Genomic DNA, 18,261 nt, shown 5'->3' with positions numbered 1-18,261 from the left:
ACGCCTCCTCCCGCCGTCCGCCTCCATGCCGTTCACCCGCCCGTACCAGCGCGTCACTCCCCCGTACCGGCGCGCCAGGCGTCGAACTCCCCGGGCGTCGCGATCCCGTGGTCGAGCACCGCGCGGTAGACGTCGTAACCGGGGGTGCCGTCGCCGGGCCGCGCGGCGAGCGCCTGCTTGATCCGGAGGATGCGGACGCGGTGCGCGTCGGTCAGCCGTGGCGGCAGGGCGCGCACGTGCGCGAGGTCGGGCTGGCGGTCGGGCTCGTCGACGAACCAGATGTCGAGCGTCCACTCCCGTCCGGCCTCCGAGCGGTACTCCACCCCCAGGTAGAGGCCGTCCGGGTACATCGGGTCGGTGTTCCAGTGCCCGGTGTCGTCGCGGAAGCGGACCTGCCGGACCCGGTCGTGCACCGCCAGCGCGGCGCCGATGTCCGCGACGGCCTTCTTGACTCCGTCCCCCAGGTCCGGGCAGACCACGGTGATGTCGATGTCCCGGCGCACCATCAGCCCCAGCGCCGAACTGCCCACGCGCACGGCCTCGCCGCGCTCCGCCAGCGGTCCGGCCAGCTCCAGGTCGGCGACGACCTCGTCGGCCTCGGCTTGGAGCGCCCGCTGCTCCGCGAGGATCGCGGTCGGGTCGGTCGGGTCCTCGGCGGACGTGCGGACGGGCGCTTCACCGCCCGCGGTTCCCCGGGACGGCACGTTCGGTTCCGCGGTCATGGCTCCCCCCTGGTGAGGTGATCTCGATGGCACCACCCACCGTACTCGTCGGCACTGACAACCCGTTCCCCGCTCCCCGCCCGGCGACCGCCGCGTCCAGCAGCGACCAGCCGTCGACCTCCACCGCCCGCCCCTCCCCCGGCCGCCACCCATGGGCTGTCGCCACATCCAACAGGGCGCGCACGGCCCCCGGTTCGTGCAGGTTCAGGGAGACGCCCCGGACGTACCCCACGTCCCCGGAGCCCAGCGGGAAACCGCCCGGGACGTACCGGCCCGGCCCTTCGCCGAAGACGACCCGCAGCACACCGCCGGTGCCGGCGGGCCGCGGGTACAGCGTGAGGGTCTGGCAGCAGCCCACCGACCGGCCGCCTTCCGGCGCGCGGTGGCTGTGGCGGAGCGTCCACAGGTACGCCCGCCCGTCGACGACCAGCCGGCGGGGTGTGTTCGGGTGGCGCGGCATGGGGCGAGCGTACGGGCTCGTGGCCTCGCTGACGGGCGGGAAGTGCGCGGAGGACTTCCGGACGCTCTTCGAAGCGGCCGGTCTGCGTCTGTCCCGGGTGGTGCCACACCGTCGGTGCCGCCGATCGTCGAGGGCGTGTCGGCCACCGGGTGACGGATACGGCCGATCCTTTCGTCCGCGGTTCGGGCTCGCGGGCGGCGTTCGCAAGGGTGACCGATCGTTTTCGTGCGTTCTCGGCTTGGCCGCATCCGGTCCTGTGCCGGCCGCGCGGAGACCCTGAGATGGAGGGAACGCGCCCGGCGGCGACCGGCCGTCGGCGCACGGACCGCGAGAGAGGAACCCCGCCATGGCTCCCATTCCGGTGAAGCCCGGAATCTACAAGGTCCACGCCCACATCATCGGCCCGACGTCCCTGCTGACCGCCACCGAGTACGCCGTCAAGCACGGCGCTCCCGTCATCACCGACCGGCTGAACCCGCTCCCGATCGAGCAGGAGTGGGCCGTCGAGCCCGTCGAGCCGATGCCGGGCGCGCCCTATGTGATCCACCTCGCGTACCACGAGGCGGGCGGCCTCGTGATCCACGAGGACAAGCTGTGGGTGAACTCCGTCGCCCGCCCGGAGTGGGCGAAGTTCACGTTCGAGCGCGTCATCGGCGGCGTGAAGATCCTCTCCGACAAGGGCCTCGCCCTGCGCGCCGGCCACCGCGGCGCGCAGCTCGAATTCACGCCGCCGAAGCCGGAGTTCCAGGAGACCTGGACCCTGGAGTTCATCCGGCCGCTCGGCGAGGAGTGACCCGGTAGGGATGTGCGGGAGGGGCGGCCGCCGGGTACCGGGTCCGGCCGTCCCTCCTGTTCCCCGTCACCCCGACGTGGAGCACATGGTGTACGGCGGCTGCCCGGCCGGGTCGTTCAGGTAGTGCGCGAACGCCTCGCTCGCGCACGGTGAGGTGTACGCGGCGCCGTGGCCGTCGGCGTCGGCGAGCAGGACCCGGGTGGTGGCCGGGAGCCGGCGCAGGACGGCGAGGGCGTTGGTCAGCGGGGTGGCCGGGTCGTGGAGGTTGTTGGCGAGGAGGATTCCGGAGCGCGGGGAGACCCGGGGTACGCGCGGCGGATCGGTGACCGGTGACGGGTGTCCGGCGCAGTCCCCGGCGATGTCCCAGAACACCGTGGCGCCGAAGCGGGGCGCCGTGCGGCGCAGGCGGTCGGTGTGCGTCGGCGGACAGGTGCCTCGCCGGTTCGCCGGTCCGGCGCAGGCAGCTCTCGCCGAACGCGCGGTTGGCGGCGGCAGTCGGAGCGCCGCACGGCCGACAGTGCCCAACGACGGACGCTCACCGGTGCGGGCCCGGAGCCGGGTGGGATCCGGTGGCGGCGAGGCGCCGGGCGTCGGGAGTGGCGGGCGAGGGGACCAATCCGCCCTTGCCCGAGGTCAGTTCCGTGAGTTCCGTCAGTGCGAAGCAGCCGACGCACAGGGTGAGCAGGCCGGCGATCAGGTCGGCGGTGTCGCTCACGCCCAGCAGGGCCGAGGTGGCCGGCGAACGCCCGACGTCCATCCAGCCGCCCGCCGCGAAGGCGACACCGACCCCCGTCCAGGCCATCGCCAGCGGCACGCCCACCCGTGCCCGTCCCCACCGGCGGAACACCAGCGCGTACAGGCCGGCCGCCCCGGCCAGTGCCCCCAGGCCGTGCACCAGGTCGCGGGTGCGGCCGATGGCGTTCCGGCGGGCGATCCACTCCGCGTTCATGCCGGCGTCCGATCCCAGTCCCCACAGCAGGCGGAGCGCTCCCGAGCAGACGAGGAACCCGAGGGCGAGCCCGGTGAGCACGCGTTGCATGCCCTGGGTGCCGGCCGGATCGGCCAGGTCCCGGACGCGGGTGCGCAGGAGGCCGCCCCAGCGCTCGTCGACGTACAGCGTGAACGCCGCGAGCAGGACCAGCCCTTCGGCGCAGAGCCCGCCGTAGACGACGCCGAACACCCAGGGGCTGAGCATGTCGTCGGACAGGGCCGGGTTCTCCGCGCCGGTCGCCGCGATGACGCCCTGGCCGACCGGCAGGGCGATCATCAGCGAGACGAGCATGCCCGTCGCCACCCACATCGGGAAGAGGATCAGCCACGCGCGGACGTGCCGCCCGCCGGGCCGGGTCAGGACGTGGGCGATCAGCGCCGCGATCGCGTCCATCCCGAACGTGACCGCGTTGGCCGCGATCCACTGTCCCCGTGACAGGCTGCCGAGGTCCCGCACCCCGACGTCGGCCCCGACGACCCAGAGCAGCTTCAGTGTCAGATACGGCAGGCACGCGACGACGGCGAACCGGGCGAGGAGCCGGCGCCGGCGGGCTCGGCGTTCGGAGTGATCAGGCATGGACCCGACTCTGACGCGCCGGGCCCGGCGGCTCGTCATGCCACGGGACGGGGTTCCTCCCCCGTGCGACGGAGCGGTCTTCGTCCGGCCGCCGTACGGCGTGCGGGGTGCGCCGTACGGCATGTTCGCCGAGGCGCGGGCCGCTCGTGCCTCAGGGGGTGAGGTCCCGCACCCGGAGGGCGACGGGCCGAAGAGGTCCCTGATGGCCGTCAGGGGCCGCGGTGGTGCGTCTGGTGCATGTGCCCATCGTCCGGGCTCCGGCACCGTGGCCGCGATGACGTGGTTCTGTCACATCCGGACATGGCGGTGCGGGGGCATGGGAATACCCAGCCCCCTGCTTCCCCTGCCGCCCCGGACCAAGAGCGGCCCCCGGGCGGCCCGGCTGGGGCATCCGCCGTGGCCCCAGCCGAGTCCGCGCCCTTCCGGGCGCCGGTCACCGCGTACCGGCGGCTACTTCCAGAGCTGGTGACGGTCGTTGGCCCAGCCCGTCATGCTGACGTTGCCGTCGTTGTCGGCGGTGAGGTACAGCCGGGACTGGCGGTTCTTCAGGCGGAACGCCTTGTAGTTGCCGTCCCACTCCTCGTACCACTGCTCGTAGTAGTTGACCGGGCCGGAGCAGGGCTCCAGGTAGACCGACCGCTCGTAAGCCGTCAGGCACTTGCCGTTGGATCCGGGAGTCTTCTCGGCCCAGGCTCCGTCGGGGTTCTCCAGGTTGCTGTTGTCGTCATGCCACTGGACCTCCCCCAGGCTTCCGCCCAGCGACCGGCAGGCGTAGTCCTTGCCCTGCGGGTTGGTCCACACCGCGTTGCGGGAGGTGCTGGAGCGCAGGCAGTCGTAGGTGGCCTGGTTGGTCCAGGTGACGTCGGCGTCCTGCGCCGACGCCGCTCCGGACGAGGCGAGCAGGGCCATGGGTATGGCAGCCGCGAGGAACACGGATCTGGCTGCGCGTGACGTGGACATGGTTCTCTTCCTCTCGGGGTTGTGCGCCGCGGGGCCGGCGACGGGTACGCGGCGCGCGTTCCGGGACGGGATTTCCCCGGATCCCGGAACGCCGCCCGCTCGCGGCCCGCGCGGATCGCGCCGGGCGAAAAAGTAGCCCCGGCCCTCACGGCGCCGGGTGTCGTCCCGCACGGTGACGGCGGGGTTCCGGTGCCGCCGTGCACAGCGGGCCGTGTCGTCGCCGGGCAGGCGGGCACGAAACAAGCGAGTGATCTCCCTACGGCCGGATCAGTACGCTGAGCCGGTACGTGTACGCGAGCCCGGCCGGAGCGGTGCGGCCGTCCGGAGGTGACGGGGTCCCGGGCGGGCTCTTCTTTCTTCTGGGGGTTGCAGGATGGCCAGCGGGACGGGGGCGCTCGGTGTTGCTGCCGGCCGAGCCGTGAACATCACGGGCGCAGGGGGGCCGGCGCAACGGGCCGACGACGTGCTGGCCCTGCAGCGGGCGGCCCGTAAGGGAGGTTCCCAGGCGGTACTCGGCCGGCTCGCCGAACGCAGCCGCGCGGACGTGCTGTTGGTCGGCCCCTCCGGGGTGGTGCTGTCCTCCGGCCGGCCGCCGCGCCACGCGGTCGGCGAAGCGGTCTGGCGGGCGATCCGGTGCGGAGTGGGCGAACTCGCCCGAAGACGGGCGCGATCCATGGCCATCGACGTACCGGGGCACACCGTCTTCCTGTATCCCCTGGACGCCCAGGGTGATCCCGTCGCGCCCGTGCTCGCGGCGGTGGCGCCGCGGCCGGACACCGGCGGGGCGGCACCGCTGCTCGCGGACGCCGCGTCGATCCTGGGCCTGTGCTGGAGGGCCGAGCACACCGAGGGGCTGCGCTCCCGGCTCGAAGCCGCCGAGAACCGCACGCGGGAAGTGGTGCTGCATCTGCTGATGAACGGTCACGTCGTGGCCGCCCGCCAGGTCGCGGGGGCCCTCGGGCCCCGGCTGCCCGACACGGTCCGGGTCTGCGTCGTCGAAGGCCCGCCCGCCGCGCGCGGTGAGATCGCCGCCCACCTGAGGGGCAGCGCCCCCGAGGCGTGGATCGTGCCGTGCCCGGTGTACGAAGCCCATCTGATCGTCCTCGCCCCGGCGGCCGACGGCACCCCCGCCGCGGGCGGTCAGCCTCAGGAGCATCTCCCGGACTGCCTCCGGACGGCGCCGGGTCCCTGCTGGGCAGGGGTGAGCGACGCCGTACCGCTCGCGGACACGGTCACGGGGTACGCGCAGGCGTTCCACGCGCTGGCCGCCGCCCGCCACCGGGCCGACCGCCGCGCGTCCTTCACGTCCAGCCCGGACCTGCCGCTGCTCATCGGCCCCGCCGCGACCGCCTGGGCCGAGCGGTTCCTCGCCCCGCTGCGCGAACACGGCGCCCGGCGGCCCCAGGATCCCGGGAGCGCCGAACTGCTCGCCACGGCGGCGTCGTGGCTCCACTTCTCGTCGCGGGCGACGGAGCACCTCAAGATCCACCGCAACACCCTGGCCGCGCGGCTCAAGCACATCGCACGGTGCCTGGACACGGACCTCGACCGGCTGGCCGACCAGTCCGCTCTCGCTCTCGCCCTGCGCGTCCTCACCACGGCCCACCCGGCCGGTACGGCGCCCGGTCCGGCGCCGCGGGGCGAGGCGGCGGTCCACCGGCTCGACGATCTGCTCGCCCACCCCGCCGTCACCCGCTGGGCCCGTGTCCAGCTCCGGCCGCTCGCCGCCGGGGACCCGTCGGGCGAATTGGTCCGGACGCTGGAGACGTGGCTGGACCACGACGCACGCGTCGACGCCGCGGCCGCGGCCCTGTCCCTGTCGGTCACCGCCGTCCGCAAGCGCCTGGTGCGCGCCGAAGCGGTCCTGCAGCGCTCGCTCCTCCGTCCGCCGACCGCCCGCCACGATCTCTGGCTGGCCCGGCGGGCGCTCGTCCTGGCCGCCCCGACGGAACCCTGAGGTCCGTCGCCGGTCCGTCGTCCTCGTGCCCCCATGACCTGCGGGCGGCCCCGTCGTTGTCCCGGGCATGGGCCGTTCGGCGGGGAGCATCGGTGGGGAGCGTTCGGTGGGGCACATGCGGAACGCGGCGGAAGCGGGAAGACGGACGCGGCGGGAGTTCCTGGGCGCGGCGGCCGGGGCGGGCGGGGCGGTGCTCGTGGGGGCGGGCCGGGCCGGCGCCGGCGGCCGGGCGGGTCCCGGCCGCAGCGTGGCCGTCCTCGGCGGTGGCGTCGCCGGGCTCAGCGCCGCACAGGAACTCGCCGAACGCGGCTACCTGGTCACCGTCTACGAACGCGAGACCGCGCTGGGCGGCAAGGCGCGCAGCAAGTACGTGCCGGGGAGCGGCACCGGAGGCCGCCGCCCGCTTCCGGGCGAGCACGGCTTCCGCTTCTTCCCCGGCTTCTACCGCAACCTCCCCGACACCATGCGGCGCATCCCGCTGCCGGACGGCGGCGGATCGGTCCACGACAACCTGATGAACGCGACCGACGGCCTGGTGGTGCGCACGGGAGGCCGCCCCGACCTGACGGTCCCCTTCCGTACCCTCCTCGCCCCGCCGGACCCGGCGACGCTGCTGCCGGACGCGCTGCTGCGCAATCTGACCGCGTCGCTGGACACTGTCCTGCACCTGCCGCCCACGGAGGTCGCCTACTTCGCCAACCGGCTGCTGGTGCACCTCACCAGCTGCGAGCAGCGCCGCTTCGGGCAGTGGGAGCGGGTGCCCTGGTGGGACTTCATCCGGGCCGACCGGATGTCGCGGGACTACCGCCATCTCCTCGGCACCGGCATGACCCGCAATCTCGTCGCCATCAAGGCCGAGGTGGCCAGCACCCGGACCGTGGCCCGCATCATCCAGGCGTTCCTCTGCAACGTCCTGTCCCGGGGCAACGACGGGGAGCCCGACCGCGTCCTCAACGCGCCGACCGACGAGGCGTGGATCACCCCTTGGGTGCGCCATCTGCGCTCCCTCGGCGTCCGATTCGTCCTGGGCGGTGAGGTCCGGGAAGTGCTGTACGGGGACGGGCGGATCACCGGTGTCCGGCTGGGCTCCCCGCTCGGCGGGGCCGACCGCCGCGTCACCGCCGACCACTACCTCAGTGCCCTGCCCGTCGAGCACGCCCGCGCCACCTGGGGCCGGGAGTTGCGCGCGGCGGACGGGCGGCTCGCCCGCTGCGACCGGCTGCAGACGGACTGGATGGTCGGTGTGCAGTACTTCCTGCGCACCCGCACGCCCATCGTCCACGGGCACACCGACCACATCGACTCGCCCTGGGCCCTCACGACCATCAGCCAGGCCCAGTTCTGGCCCGGCCGCGACTTCCGCGCCGACTACGGCGACGGGCGGGTGGCCGACTGCCTGTCCGTGTGCGTCTCGGAGTGGCGCAAGCCGGGGATCCTGTACGGGAAGCCGGCCATCCGCTGCACCCGCGAAGAGGTCGCGCGCGAGGTGTGGGCGCAGCTGAAGGCCGGTCTGAACGACACCGGCCGGCGGGTCCTGGACGACGCGGACGTCCACACCTGGTTCATCGACCCGGCCGTCACCGGTCTGGGCGGTCCCTCGCCGGTCAACCGCGAACAGCTCTTCATCCACCCGGTGGGCACCTGGTTCGACCGCCCGCCGAGCCGGACGGCGGTGCCGAACTTCTTCCTGGCCGGCGACTACGTGGCCACGGACGTCGACCTGGCCACGATGGAGGGCGCGAACGAGTCGGCGCGCCGCGCGGTCAACGCCCTGCTGGAGGCGGACGGTTCCCCGGCGCCGCCCTGCCGCGTCTGGCCGCTGTACCGCCCTCCGGAGCTGGAACCGTTCCACCGGCAGGACCGGGCCCGGTACGAGGCCGGCCGGCCCAACGTGTTCGACCTGGGCTGACGGCGCCCACCGGGACGGCGGGTCGGCCTCGCTCCGGCCGGACCGGCGAGCGGAGCCGGCTTTCGGCCGACGCCGACGTCGACGTCGACCGGGCCGTACGGGCCCGGGCGGCGTCGGCGTCGGCCGGTCCGCACGGGCCCGGCAACACCGGTGGACGTACGCCGGGCCCATCGCTCACCAGGTGGCGAGGATCTCCGCCGGCATGATCGCCATCCGGTGGGGGTGCCAGGGGACCTCGGCGGCCGGGACCGCCGGGCGGAGGTCCGGGAGGCGGTCGACGAGGACGCGGAACGCCGTGGCCGAATGGCGGCGGACCAGGTGGGCGCCGGGGCAGTGGTGGCGGCCGTAGCCGAAGCGGAGGTGCGGGTTGGGCGAGCGGGACGGGTCGAAGGTCTCGGGGGCGGTGAAGGCGGCCGGGTCGTAGTTGACGGCGTCCAGGGAGAGCAGGACGAGGTCGCCCCGTTTGAGGGACGCCGCGCCGAGTTCGGTGTCCCGGGTGACGTAGCGCGGGATCGCGTTGCCCAGCACGACGCTGTAGCGCAGCAGCTCCTCCACGCACTGGGGTGCCGTCTCCGGGTGCTCCCTCAGCTTCCTGAGCGCTTCGGGCCTTTGGAGGAGGTTGAACGCCGCCACGCCCAGGAAGCTCGCGAAGTCCTCGTAGCCGCTGACGAAGAGGACGGCGACGATGTTCGACAACTGCCGGTCCGTCAGGCCCTGGTGGCGGGCGTTGAGGTCGGCGAGGCGGTCCGCCAGGCCGCGCGGCTCGCCCGGGCGGCGGGCGGCCATGTGGGCGTCCATGTGCCGGCGGATCTCCTCCCAGTTGCGGGCGAGTTCCTCGTCCGAGTACGTGACCATCGTCAGGTCGACGTCGGCGCGGGGGGCCAGGTAGGCGCGGTCCTCGAAGGGCAGCCCGAGGAGGCGGAGCATGCACCGGGCGGCGACGTGTTCGGCGAAGTGCTTCTGGAGGTCGCCCGGCGCGCCCTCGCGGACCATGGCGTCCAGGCCCTCGCGGGTGGCCTCGGCGACCCACGCGTCAGGCAGGTCGGGCTGGTCGCGGCCGAGGGCCTTGAGCACCTCGTCGCGCAGCCCGGCCTTCCTGAGGTGGTTCATGGCGTCCAGCAGTTCGGGCGCCAGGATAGGGGCGTCCTGCGCCGGGCTGTCGGCCTCGGCGAGCACGGAGCGGGCGAAGGCCCGGTCACGCAGCACGTGGCGGGTGAGGTCGTAGCCGGTGACCAGCCACGCCTCACCGCCGGAGTTGGTGCCGACGCGGGCCACCGGGCAGCGGCCGCGCAGCTCGGTGAGCTCGGGGGCGAGGCGGTCGCCCTTGGTGCTGAACGGGTAGCGCGGCAGCGGCTCTTCGCGCGGCCCGCTGATGTCGGTGTGCGGTGTGGTCACGGGGGTGGGGGCCTCTCTCGTCGGCGCGGGGGGGCGGTACGGGCGTCACCAGCGCACCGGCAGCCGGGCCGGTGCGCGCAGCGGGGTCGTCTCGTCCCAGGGGAGCGAGGCGGCCGGCTCGGCCAGTTCGATGCCGGGCAGCCGCTCCAGCAGCACCTCGATGGCGGTGGCGAGCTGGAGCCGGGTCAGGTGGCCGCCGGTGCAGGCGTGCGGGCCGTGCCCGAACGCCACGTGCGCGTTGGGCGAGCGGGTCAGGTCGAGCCGGTCGGGGTCGGTGAACGCCGCGGGGTCCCGGTTGGCCGACGCCGGGACGGGCACGACGGCGTCACCGGCCCGGATCCGCTGCCCGTGCAGGGTGAGGTCCTCCCGGGCGACGAGGATGTTGATCGCGTTCATCAGCGGTACGTAGCGCAGCAGCTCCTCCACGGCGGCGCCGATGCGCGCGGGCTCCTCCCGCAGCCTCCGCAGCTCCTCGGGGTGGCCGAGCAGCACGAGCAGGGCGTTGCCGGTGTGCTGGATGTTGGTCTTGTAGCCGGCCATGAGCATGGTGACGACGAAGCTGACGACGTCGTCGCGCGTCAGACCGCCGTCCCGCCGACGGCTCTCCGCAAGCAGCAGGCGGACGTAGTCCCCGTCCTGCCCCTCCCGCGCGCCCTCCCGCTCCTTGCGGGCGATGAGGTCGGACGCGTAGTCCTGGAGCGCATAAAGCGCGGCCAGCACCTCCTCCATCGTCAGCCCGGAGGCGCCGAGCAGGGCGAGGGTGTGCGGCAGGTAGACGTCGCGGTCCTCGTACGGCAGTCCGACGGTCTCGCACAGCACCCGCAGCGGGAGCGGTTCGACGTACGCGGGGACGAGGTCCGCCGTGCCGTCCGGCGCCCCGGCCACCATCGCGTCGAGGAGCTCCCCGGCGATGGCCCGGACGCGCGGGACCATGAACTCCAGCCTCCGGCGCCCGAACAGCGGGAGGACGGTGCGGCGGACGCGCTCGTGGTGCTCGCCGGTCATCTCCAGGAAGGTGGGCAGGCACGGCGGCGGTGCGTCGGCGCCCTCGCGGGGCGGCCAGGCCGACAGCAGCGGCCGGACGAGCCGGGGGTCGGCGAAGGCGGCGCGCACGTCCTCGTAGCGGCTGAGGATCCAGCCCGTCTCACCGTTGGGCAGCTCCGCCCTGACGACGGGCTGTTCGGTGCGCAGCCGGGCGTAGGCGCACGGCGATCCGGCGCTGCCGGGCTCGGGCGCGGGGACCTTGATGACGGCGTCCACGGCTTCGGTGTCGCTCATGCGGTCCCCTCCGAAGGGCCGGTCGCGGGGCGGGTGAGGTAGCCGGAGGTGTGGAAGTACTCCAGGTAGCGGTCGAGCAGGGCGGCGTCGACCGGCGGGCAGTCCAGCCCGCTGCCGGCCAGGGCCGCCTCGGCGTTGCGCCGCCCCAGCACGGGGAAGGTGTCCTGGAGGTACATCTCCTTGACGGACCGGTCCGTCGTGCGGCCGCGGTCGACGCACAGCGACACGAACGGGGCCGTGGCGGCCGTGGGGTGCGCGGCGACGTGGCGTACGAGGGCGGCGACCCACTCCTCGTAGGGCAGCGTCCGCAGGGTGTGGCCGGCGGCGCGCATCCGGTCCAGGACGTCCGAGAGCATCGCCGGGCGCGGGTTGGTGAGGTGGTAGGTGCGGCCGTCGGCCGGCTCGTGGGTGGCGATGTGGACGAGGGCCGCGGCGAGGTGGTCCACCGGGACGAAGTCCATGGGCAGCGCGATGTCCGGGGCCAGACCCGTGTCGGCGATCATCTTCAGCAGCGAGCAGATGGCCGTCTCGGTGTTGCACACGCCGCGCGCCGAGTCGCCCGTCACCTCGTACGGCCGGTGGACGGCGACCGGCAGGCCCTGTTCGGCGGCCTGCCGCAGCACGCCCTCGGCGACCCATTTGCTCTCCGCGTAGCCCATGGTCAGGGCGTCGGCGTGGTCCAGCGGCAGGTCCTCGTCCACCTCGCGCACCCCGGCCGCGCCGAAGCCGGCGACGACGGCGACGGTGGAGACGAAGTGCACGGGGACGCGGCGGGGCGCGGCGATGCGGACGATCTCCCGGGTGCCGTCGACGTTCGCGGCGCGCAACTCCTCGTAGGGGTAGAGGAAGTTGACGTGGGCGCCGTTGTGGACGACGAGGTCCAGGGTGCGGGAGAGGTCGGCCGTGTGCGCGTCGGGCAGGCCGAGGGCGGGCTCGGTCAGGTCGCCGGGGAAGCACTCCACCCGCTGCCACGCGGCCTCGTCCGGGTGCAGCCCGTAGCGGGCGAGCGCGGTGCGCACCCGTCGTTCGGCGTGCGCCCGGCTCGACGCGCGCACCGGGCAGTGGACGCGCGCCCGCGTGGAGCGCAGCAGCCGGTCGAGGAGGAAGGCGCCGACGTACCCGGAGGCGCCGGTGAGCAGCACGTGCCGCGGGTCGTGGGGGCGCGGGGCGGGGCCGGCGGCGGGCGGGAGGTCGAAGCCGAGCTCGGCCTCCTTGACGAAGTCGGCGGCCGGGCCGGCCGGTCCCGCGGTGCCGTGGCGTGCCGCGCGGACGGCCGCGGCGAAGCCCTCCAGGGTGGGGGCGGCCAGCAGCGCCCTGACGAGGCCCGAGCCGTGGGCGGCGTCCAGGCCCAGGACGGCGAGCGTGCGGGTGACGGTCTCGGAGGCGAGCAGGGAGTCGCCGCCGAGGTCGAAGAACCGGTCCTGGGCGGCGGGCCGGACGCGCAGGACCTGCTGCCACACCTCCGCGAGGACGCCGAGCAGGCCGTCCTCCACCGGGAGGTCCTCCCCCGCCGGCTCCGGGGCGGGGGCCGCGGCCTTCAGCCGGGCGCGGTCCACCTTGCCGCCGCTGGTCACCGGGAACCGGTCGAGCGGCACGAGCGCCGGGACGGCCTGCGCGGGCAGCCACTGCGCGCAGTACGCGCGCAGGTCCGGTACGGGCAGCGGGCCGCCGGCCTCGGCGGGGGTGACGTACGCGGTCAGCGCCCCGTCCTCGGCTTCGACGGCGGCCTCGCCGACCGCCGGGTGGGCCCGCAACCGGGCCTCGACCTCGTCGAGTTCGACGCGGACGCCGCGCAGCTTCACCTGCCGGTCCAGCCGGCCGTGGTACTCCAGCAGGCCGCCGGCCGTCAGGACGGCCCGGTCGCCGGTCCGGTACAGCGGCCCGTCCGGCTCCACGGCGGGCAGGGTGACGAACCGCTCGGCGGTCAGCGCCGCGTCGCCGAGGTAGCCGAGGGCCAGCCCGTCCCCGCCGACGTACAGCTCGCCCTCCTCACCGGGCGCCGCCGGCGTGCCGTCCGGGCGCAGGACGTGGCAGGTGGAGGCGCCGAAGGGGCGGCCGAGGGGCACGTGCCCGGCGTCGTCGGGCAGCGGGCGCAGCACATGGGCGGTGGAGACGACCGCGTTCTCGGTCGGGCCGTAGAAGTTGACGACGGTGGTGCCGGGGCAGGCCGCCAGCACGGCGTTGGCCAGGCGCGGGTCCATCGCCTCGCCGCCGGCCGACACGAAGCGCAGTCCCGCCAGGGCCTCGGGCCGGGTCCGGGCGAGGAGGTGGAAGACGCTGGTCGTCAGGTACGCGACCGTGACCCGCCGGGTGCGCAGCAGGTCTTCCAGGGCGGTGGGCGAGAGGAGTTCGGCGCGGTCGGCGATGACCAGGCAGGCGCCGGTGAGCAGGGCGCTCCAGATCTCTATCGTCGAGGCGTCGGAGGACAGCCCGTAGGCGTGCAGGACCCGGTCGCCCGGTCCGGGCGGCGGCAGTTCGGGGTCGGAGAGCACGAGACGGACGACGCCGCGGTGCGGTATGGCCACCGGTTTGGGACGGCCGGTGGTGCCGGAGGTGAAGGCCACGTAGGCGGGGTCGGCCGGGGAGGCGGTACGGGTGGGGGCGGGGCTTTCGGGGGCGGCGGCGGTCGTCTCCTCGTCGTCGAGGCCGATGCTCACGCGTAAGCCGCGCACCGGGCGTTCGCCGCCCGGCAGGGTGACCGCGGCGCGCAGGCCCGCGTCCTCCGCCATGGCCCGCAGCCGGGCCGGCGGCAGGTCCGCGTCCAGCGGGACGTACGCGCAGCCGGCCTTGAGGATGCCCAGCAGCGCGACCAGCGCTTCGAGGGAACGACTGCCGCAGACGCCCACCAGGTCGCCCGGCTCGACGCCGTGCGAGCGCAGGCGCGTCGCCAGGGCGTCGGAGCGGGCGTCGAGCCGGCCGTAGGTCAGGGTGCGCTCCCCGTGCCGGGCCGCGAGGGCGTCCGGGCGGGCGGCCGCCTGTGCCGTGAACAGCTCGGCTATGAGCCGGTCCCGCGGGTAGCCGGGCGGGGGTGCGGTGTGCGCGGTCGGCTGGGGGCGTAAGGAGACGTCTGTGTCGGTCATGTGCGGGTGGGGTGTCCTTCCGGCTCGGGTGTGTGCGGTGTGCGGTGGGTCGGTTGCGGCGCACAGGGGCGCGGCGCGTCGGCTCCGCGCGGTGCGGGATTCCGTGGTCGCGCGGTTCGGGGTTCGTGCTCCCGGGGGTGCGGCGTTCCGCGTGCGCGTTGGCGGTCAGTCGGCGGCCGGGGCTTCCGCCGAGGTGCCGGCGAAGTCGGCCGCGAAAGCGGCGAAGTCGGCGGTGCGCCAGCGCTCCGGACGCATGCGGAAGACGATGTCGTCCTTCAGCTGCGCCGCCGTGGCCGCCAGGTAGTCGCGGGCCTCGTCGGGGTCGAGGTAGCGGTGGGCCAGGGCCTCCCGCACGGCCGGGTCGACGGGGTCCTCGACCGCGGTGACCGGCCCTTCGACGCTGACGTAGCGGTACGGCCGCCGTTCGTCCTGCACGCAGAGGCTGAACCGCCCGGCGGCGCGCAGCAGTCGGGCCTTGACCGTCTCCCGGCCCGTCTCGACGACGACCTCGCCGCCCGGCTCGTACGCGTACCAGACGGGCACCACCAGGGGCGCCCGTTCGCCGCCCCGGGGGTCGGTGACGCCCAGGACGCCGATGTGCGGGGCTGCGAGGAATCGTTCACGGGCGTCGTGCGGCATGGCGGGCAGCATGCGGCTCCTCTGTGGTGTGGGCGGGAAAACGCCGTTTCACGGGCGGCTCCCGCGTGAAGGATCTTGGAAGCGAACGCATAACTCCCCGCGCCTATTGCCCTGCAAACTGATGTTTTGAGCCGTCTTGGGACGTGGCGACACAGGTGGGGCCGGTGTGTCAGGAGGGCCGACGGGCCGGGCGTTACCGGCGGTTGATCAGGAGGAAGCGCCGAGCCGGAGTGGTTGGCGGCGCTTGGCGCCCGGGGGCCGAAAGCAGACCCTGACGGCGTACGGTGGCGGCATATCGACGCGCGGCAGCCGAGCCCGGGCCGCCTACGGACGGAACGGCCTTCTCGGGAAATGAACGGCCTTATCGGGACCGTACGCCCGGCCCGGTGACGTCGGAGCGAGAACTCGGCCGGGCGGCCCGGCACTTCACGGAGCCTCCGGGGCCGGGAACGAGACCGGCTTCGCAATCACCGGCTGCGGCTCGGAGGGGACGGGGGCCGATCCGGCCGGCGGCGCGGCGGAGCGGTCACGTCCGCGTCGCCCTTGCCTGCGGCAGAACGGCCGGGGCTCGCGCCCTTCCCGCCCCGCCCGTATACGTTCCGCCAGGTCAGGCGGACGGAAGTCGGCGCGCGTACACCTTGCCGCCGCCGTCGAAGAGGGCGGTGGTACCGATGCCGTCCACGGAGAGGGAGTTGGGCGTCCAGGAGAGGTCCGAGGCGCCGCCGACCGTGCCGATCCGCTCGATCCCGCCGGTCCGCAGGTCGCGCCGGAAGATGTCCACGGACTGGTTGGCGTCGCCGGATACCAGGTTGTCGGCGCCCGAGGCGAAGAGCAGCCGGCGGCCGTGCGCGCCGTCGAGTCCGCTGTCCACTTGGACGGTGTCGTCCGCTCGCAGGTCCGCGTGGGCGGGCAGCGCCGCCCCCGCCATCAGGGCCGTGGCCGCGAGGACCAGGCCCCCGTGCGCCGACGGCCGTCTCGACTTGCCAATGTTCGTCCGTCTCATGGTGATCCGTCCTCCCCCGCGGTCGGGCCGGCCCGTCTCCGGCGCCGCCCCTTCGGCCGGGGAGAGCCAACCGGCGGGGCTCGCCCGGTCAACGACACCGATCACCGACAGGCGGGAACCCGCCAACCGGACGTGACGGCAGGGGAGACGGCACCGCTCCTCCGGCCGGCTCTCCGCGACCGGCTCGCGCGGACCGGCCGAAGGCCGGACGCGACGGCACCGCGCCCGGGGCCGAGCGCGGTGACCGCACGCCGTCGCGACGGTCCCGGACCGCAGCCGTGCCCGGCCGCGCCACGCGACCGGGCTCATGCCGTGGGTCGGCGTCGGTGTCCGCGCCCCCTACCTGCCCGGCCGGCACCGGCGATACGGGACGGTCGGGCGCCGCCTACAGGCCCGGGATCCGGCCGTTGCGGAAGAGGTCGACGAAGATCTGGTGGTCCTCGCGGGCCCGGGCGCCGTAGGCGTGGGCGAAGTCGGTGAGCAGCTCGGCGAAGCCGGTCTCGTCGGCGGCGATCGCGGCGTCGATGGCGTGCTCGGTGGAGAACGGCACCAGGGAGTGACCGCTGGTGTCGTCGGCGGCGGCGTGCATGGTGGCGGTGGCGCGGCCGAGGTCGGCGACGACGGCGGCGATCTGCTCGGGGTCGTCGATGTCGGACCAGTCGAGGTCGACGGCGTACGGCGAGACCTCGGCGACCAGCTGCCCGGCGCCGTCGAGCTCGGTCCAGCCCAGCCACGGGTCGGCGTGTGCCTGGAGGGCGCGCTGGGAGATCACCGTGCGGTGGCCCTCGTGCGCGAAGTAGGCGCGGACGGCCGGGTCGGTGACGTGCCGGGAGACCGCGGGGGTCTGCGCCTGCTTCATGTAGATGACGACGTCGTTCTCCAGGGCGTCGCTGTCGCCCTCCAGGAGGATGTTGTACGAGGGCAGGCCGGCGCTGCCGATGCCGATGCCGCGGCGGCCGACGACGTCCTTGACGCGGTGGGAGTCGGGGCGGACGCGGCTGCTGTCGGGGAGGGTCTTCAGGTAGCCGTCGAAGGCTTCGAGGACCTTGGCGCGCGTGGGGGCGTCCAGCGGTATCGTGCCGCCGCCGTCGAGGAAGCGCCGGTCGTGCTCGCGGATCTCGGTCATGGTCGAGAGCAGGCCGAACCGGGTGCGGGCGCGGGCCTCGCGCAGGGCGTCGAGGAGCGGGCCCTGCGCGGTGTCGAGGGTGAAGGGCGGGAGATCGCCGGACGTACCGTCCTCCGCGCCCGTGGCGAGGGCGTGGATGCGCTCGCGGTAGGCGGCGGCGTAGGTCCGCACCAGCTCGGTGATGGTGTCGTCGCTGAGTGCCTTGGCGTGGCCGAGCAGGGCGACGGAGGCGGCGAAGCGCTTGAGGTCCCAGAGGAAGGGGCCGACGTACGCCTCGTCGAAGTCGTTGACGTTGAAGACGAGCCGGCCGCCCGCGTCCATGTAGGTGCCGAAGTTCTCGGCGTGCAGGTCGCCGTGGATCCACACCCGGGACGTGCGGTCGTCCAGGTAGGGGCCGGCGTCCCGTTCGTGGGCCAGGTCGTGGTAGAAGAGGCAGGCCGTGCCCCGGTAGAAGGCGAAGGCGGAGGCGGCCATCTTCCGGAACTTGACCCGGAAGGCGGCCGGGTCGGCCGCCAGCAGCTGTGCGAACGCGGTGTCGAAAACGGCGAGGATCTCCTCGCCGCGCTGGGCGGCCCGGTCGTGCTCGAGCGCCATCGCTGGTCCTCCTGGGGTGGCTCGTTCGTGCGGGTGCCCGTGCGCCCGCCGTTCCTCGCGTGAGGCTACCGTCACGTGCCGGCGTCCCATGACGGCGGGCGGCGCCGCCCGGCTCCCGGCCCGCGCCGCCCGGCCCCCGCCCGTACGCATCGCCGGCCGGTGCCGGGGGAAGACGGTGGGAGAGCACACCGGCGAGCGGGCGGGGAGGGGTCGCCATGGCGGTGAACGAGCGGTCTGCAGGAGGCGGGGGCGCGGAGGAGGAGCGGCGGCGGGCGGAGGGCTCGGCCGAGGGCCGGCTGGAGGCGGAGCGCCTCGCGGGGAAGGAACCCGACGACCGGTTCGCCAACCCGCGGACGACCCGGGCCGAACTGTCCCTGTCCGGGGCCTCGTCGGGCGTCGCCACGCTCACGGCGAGCGGCGGCAACGCGATCCCGAAGGGCATCCGCGTCGTCGACGAGTCCGGCACCCTGATCGCCGCCTACATCGGCCTGGCCCTGGACGACCTGAGCGTGGCCAAGTCGGCCCGTTCCTCGGTCGCCGGCGCGCTCGCGCGCGCTCTCGACGGCACCGACGCGGAGGACGAGGCGAAGGCGGAGTCGCCGGCCGGGGTCATCGTCGGCCGGGTCGGCGGGGACGTGCCGGTGCGGCTGACGCCGGAGGAGTTCCGGAACCGCGCCGTGGACCTGTTCGCGGGCGAACTCATCGACCTCTCGCAGGAGTTGCGGGGCGCGATCCACCGGGAGGAGGGCGGGACCTCCTGAGCCGGCGCTCCGCCGGG

At 74.6% G+C, this 18,261-nt stretch carries 15 protein-coding genes; 4 read left to right on the top strand and 11 right to left on the bottom strand.

What is annotated here, in order from left to right:
- Positions 1–53 precede the first annotated feature (53 nt).
- Both ACH4PU_RS33595 and ACH4PU_RS33590 read right to left on the bottom strand, forming a co-directional pair.
- On the bottom strand, positions 54–722 hold the full coding sequence (locus ACH4PU_RS33595; protein WP_398280891.1) for a hypothetical protein: 669 nt from the start codon (positions 720–722) through the stop codon (positions 54–56).
- Positions 676–1,182, bottom strand: coding sequence for a hypothetical protein (locus ACH4PU_RS33590; protein ID WP_398280888.1), 507 nt, complete (start codon positions 1,180–1,182; stop codon positions 676–678). The genes ACH4PU_RS33595 and ACH4PU_RS33590 overlap by 47 nt, the downstream gene beginning before the upstream one ends.
- Positions 1,183–1,528: 346 nt before the next feature.
- Between ACH4PU_RS33590 and ACH4PU_RS33585 the strand changes: the two genes are divergently transcribed.
- Positions 1,529–1,975, top strand: a complete 447-nt coding sequence (locus tag ACH4PU_RS33585; RefSeq protein ID WP_398280885.1) for a hypothetical protein — start codon at positions 1,529–1,531, stop codon at positions 1,973–1,975.
- 66 nt (positions 1,976–2,041) lie between these two features.
- Here ACH4PU_RS33585 and ACH4PU_RS33580 read toward each other — a convergent pair whose 3' ends face one another.
- The 3 genes from ACH4PU_RS33580 to ACH4PU_RS33570 all read right to left on the bottom strand — a co-directional run bounded on the left by ACH4PU_RS33580 (position 2,042) and on the right by ACH4PU_RS33570 (position 4,502).
- Entirely contained in the window at positions 2,042–2,500 is a 459-nt protein-coding gene (locus ACH4PU_RS33580; RefSeq protein ID WP_398280882.1) for an alpha/beta hydrolase, read from the bottom strand.
- 10 nt (positions 2,501–2,510) lie between these two features.
- Entirely contained in the window at positions 2,511–3,542 is a 1,032-nt protein-coding gene (locus ACH4PU_RS33575; RefSeq protein ID WP_398280879.1) for a hypothetical protein, read from the bottom strand.
- Positions 3,543–3,992: 450 nt separating this feature from the next.
- On the bottom strand, positions 3,993–4,502 hold the full coding sequence (locus ACH4PU_RS33570) for a hypothetical protein (RefSeq protein ID WP_398280876.1): 510 nt from the start codon (positions 4,500–4,502) through the stop codon (positions 3,993–3,995).
- A gap of 418 nt (positions 4,503–4,920) precedes the next feature.
- Here ACH4PU_RS33570 and ACH4PU_RS33565 point away from each other — a divergent pair, with 418 nt between their 5' ends.
- Together ACH4PU_RS33565 and ACH4PU_RS33560 are read left to right on the top strand one after the other, a co-directional pair.
- On the top strand, positions 4,921–6,459 hold the full coding sequence (locus ACH4PU_RS33565; RefSeq protein ID WP_398280873.1) for a helix-turn-helix domain-containing protein: 1,539 nt from the start codon (positions 4,921–4,923) through the stop codon (positions 6,457–6,459).
- Between the two features lie 115 nt (positions 6,460–6,574).
- Positions 6,575–8,368 carry an FAD-dependent oxidoreductase gene (locus tag ACH4PU_RS33560; RefSeq protein ID WP_398280871.1) on the top strand — a complete coding sequence of 598 codons (1,794 nt, stop codon included), beginning with the start codon at positions 6,575–6,577 and terminating at the stop codon, positions 8,366–8,368.
- 174 nt (positions 8,369–8,542) lie between these two features.
- On the opposite strand, the gene ACH4PU_RS33555 is transcribed toward ACH4PU_RS33560, so the two are convergent.
- The 6 genes from ACH4PU_RS33555 to ACH4PU_RS33530 all read right to left on the bottom strand — a co-directional run bounded on the left by ACH4PU_RS33555 (position 8,543) and on the right by ACH4PU_RS33530 (position 17,483).
- Positions 8,543–9,763: a cytochrome P450 gene (locus tag ACH4PU_RS33555; RefSeq protein ID WP_398280868.1), complete on the bottom strand. Its 1,221-nt coding sequence runs from the start codon at positions 9,761–9,763 to the stop codon at positions 8,543–8,545.
- Between the two features lie 45 nt (positions 9,764–9,808).
- Positions 9,809–11,041 carry a cytochrome P450 gene (locus ACH4PU_RS33550; RefSeq protein ID WP_398280865.1) on the bottom strand — a complete coding sequence of 411 codons (1,233 nt, stop codon included), beginning with the start codon at positions 11,039–11,041 and terminating at the stop codon, positions 9,809–9,811.
- Entirely contained in the window at positions 11,038–14,121 is a 3,084-nt protein-coding gene (locus ACH4PU_RS33545; RefSeq protein WP_398280862.1) for an amino acid adenylation domain-containing protein, read from the bottom strand. The genes ACH4PU_RS33550 and ACH4PU_RS33545 overlap by 4 nt, the downstream gene beginning before the upstream one ends.
- A 165-nt stretch (positions 14,122–14,286) precedes the next feature.
- Positions 14,287–14,772 (bottom strand): pyridoxamine 5'-phosphate oxidase family protein, encoded by a 486-nt coding sequence (locus ACH4PU_RS33540; RefSeq protein ID WP_398280858.1) that lies wholly within the window; start codon positions 14,770–14,772, stop codon positions 14,287–14,289.
- A 595-nt stretch (positions 14,773–15,367) separates the two neighbouring features.
- Entirely contained in the window at positions 15,368–15,763 is a 396-nt protein-coding gene (locus ACH4PU_RS33535) for a hypothetical protein (RefSeq protein ID WP_398280855.1), read from the bottom strand.
- A 385-nt stretch (positions 15,764–16,148) separates the two neighbouring features.
- Positions 16,149–17,483: a DUF2252 domain-containing protein gene (locus ACH4PU_RS33530; protein ID WP_398280852.1), complete on the bottom strand. Its 1,335-nt coding sequence runs from the start codon at positions 17,481–17,483 to the stop codon at positions 16,149–16,151.
- 215 nt (positions 17,484–17,698) lie between these two features.
- On the opposite strand from ACH4PU_RS33530, the gene ACH4PU_RS33525 reads away from it, so the two are divergent.
- A complete protein-coding gene (locus tag ACH4PU_RS33525) occupies positions 17,699–18,244 on the top strand; it encodes a hypothetical protein (protein WP_398280849.1) in 546 nt (181 codons plus the stop codon).
- Positions 18,245–18,261 lie beyond the last annotated feature (17 nt).

The sequence above is a fragment of the Streptomyces sp. NPDC021100 genome (assembly GCF_044333095.1).
In the GTDB taxonomy this organism is placed as follows: Bacteria; Actinomycetota; Actinomycetes; order Streptomycetales; family Streptomycetaceae; genus Streptomyces.
Note: the sequence above shows the minus strand (reverse complement) of the source record. Positions and strands in the feature narration are given on the sequence as shown.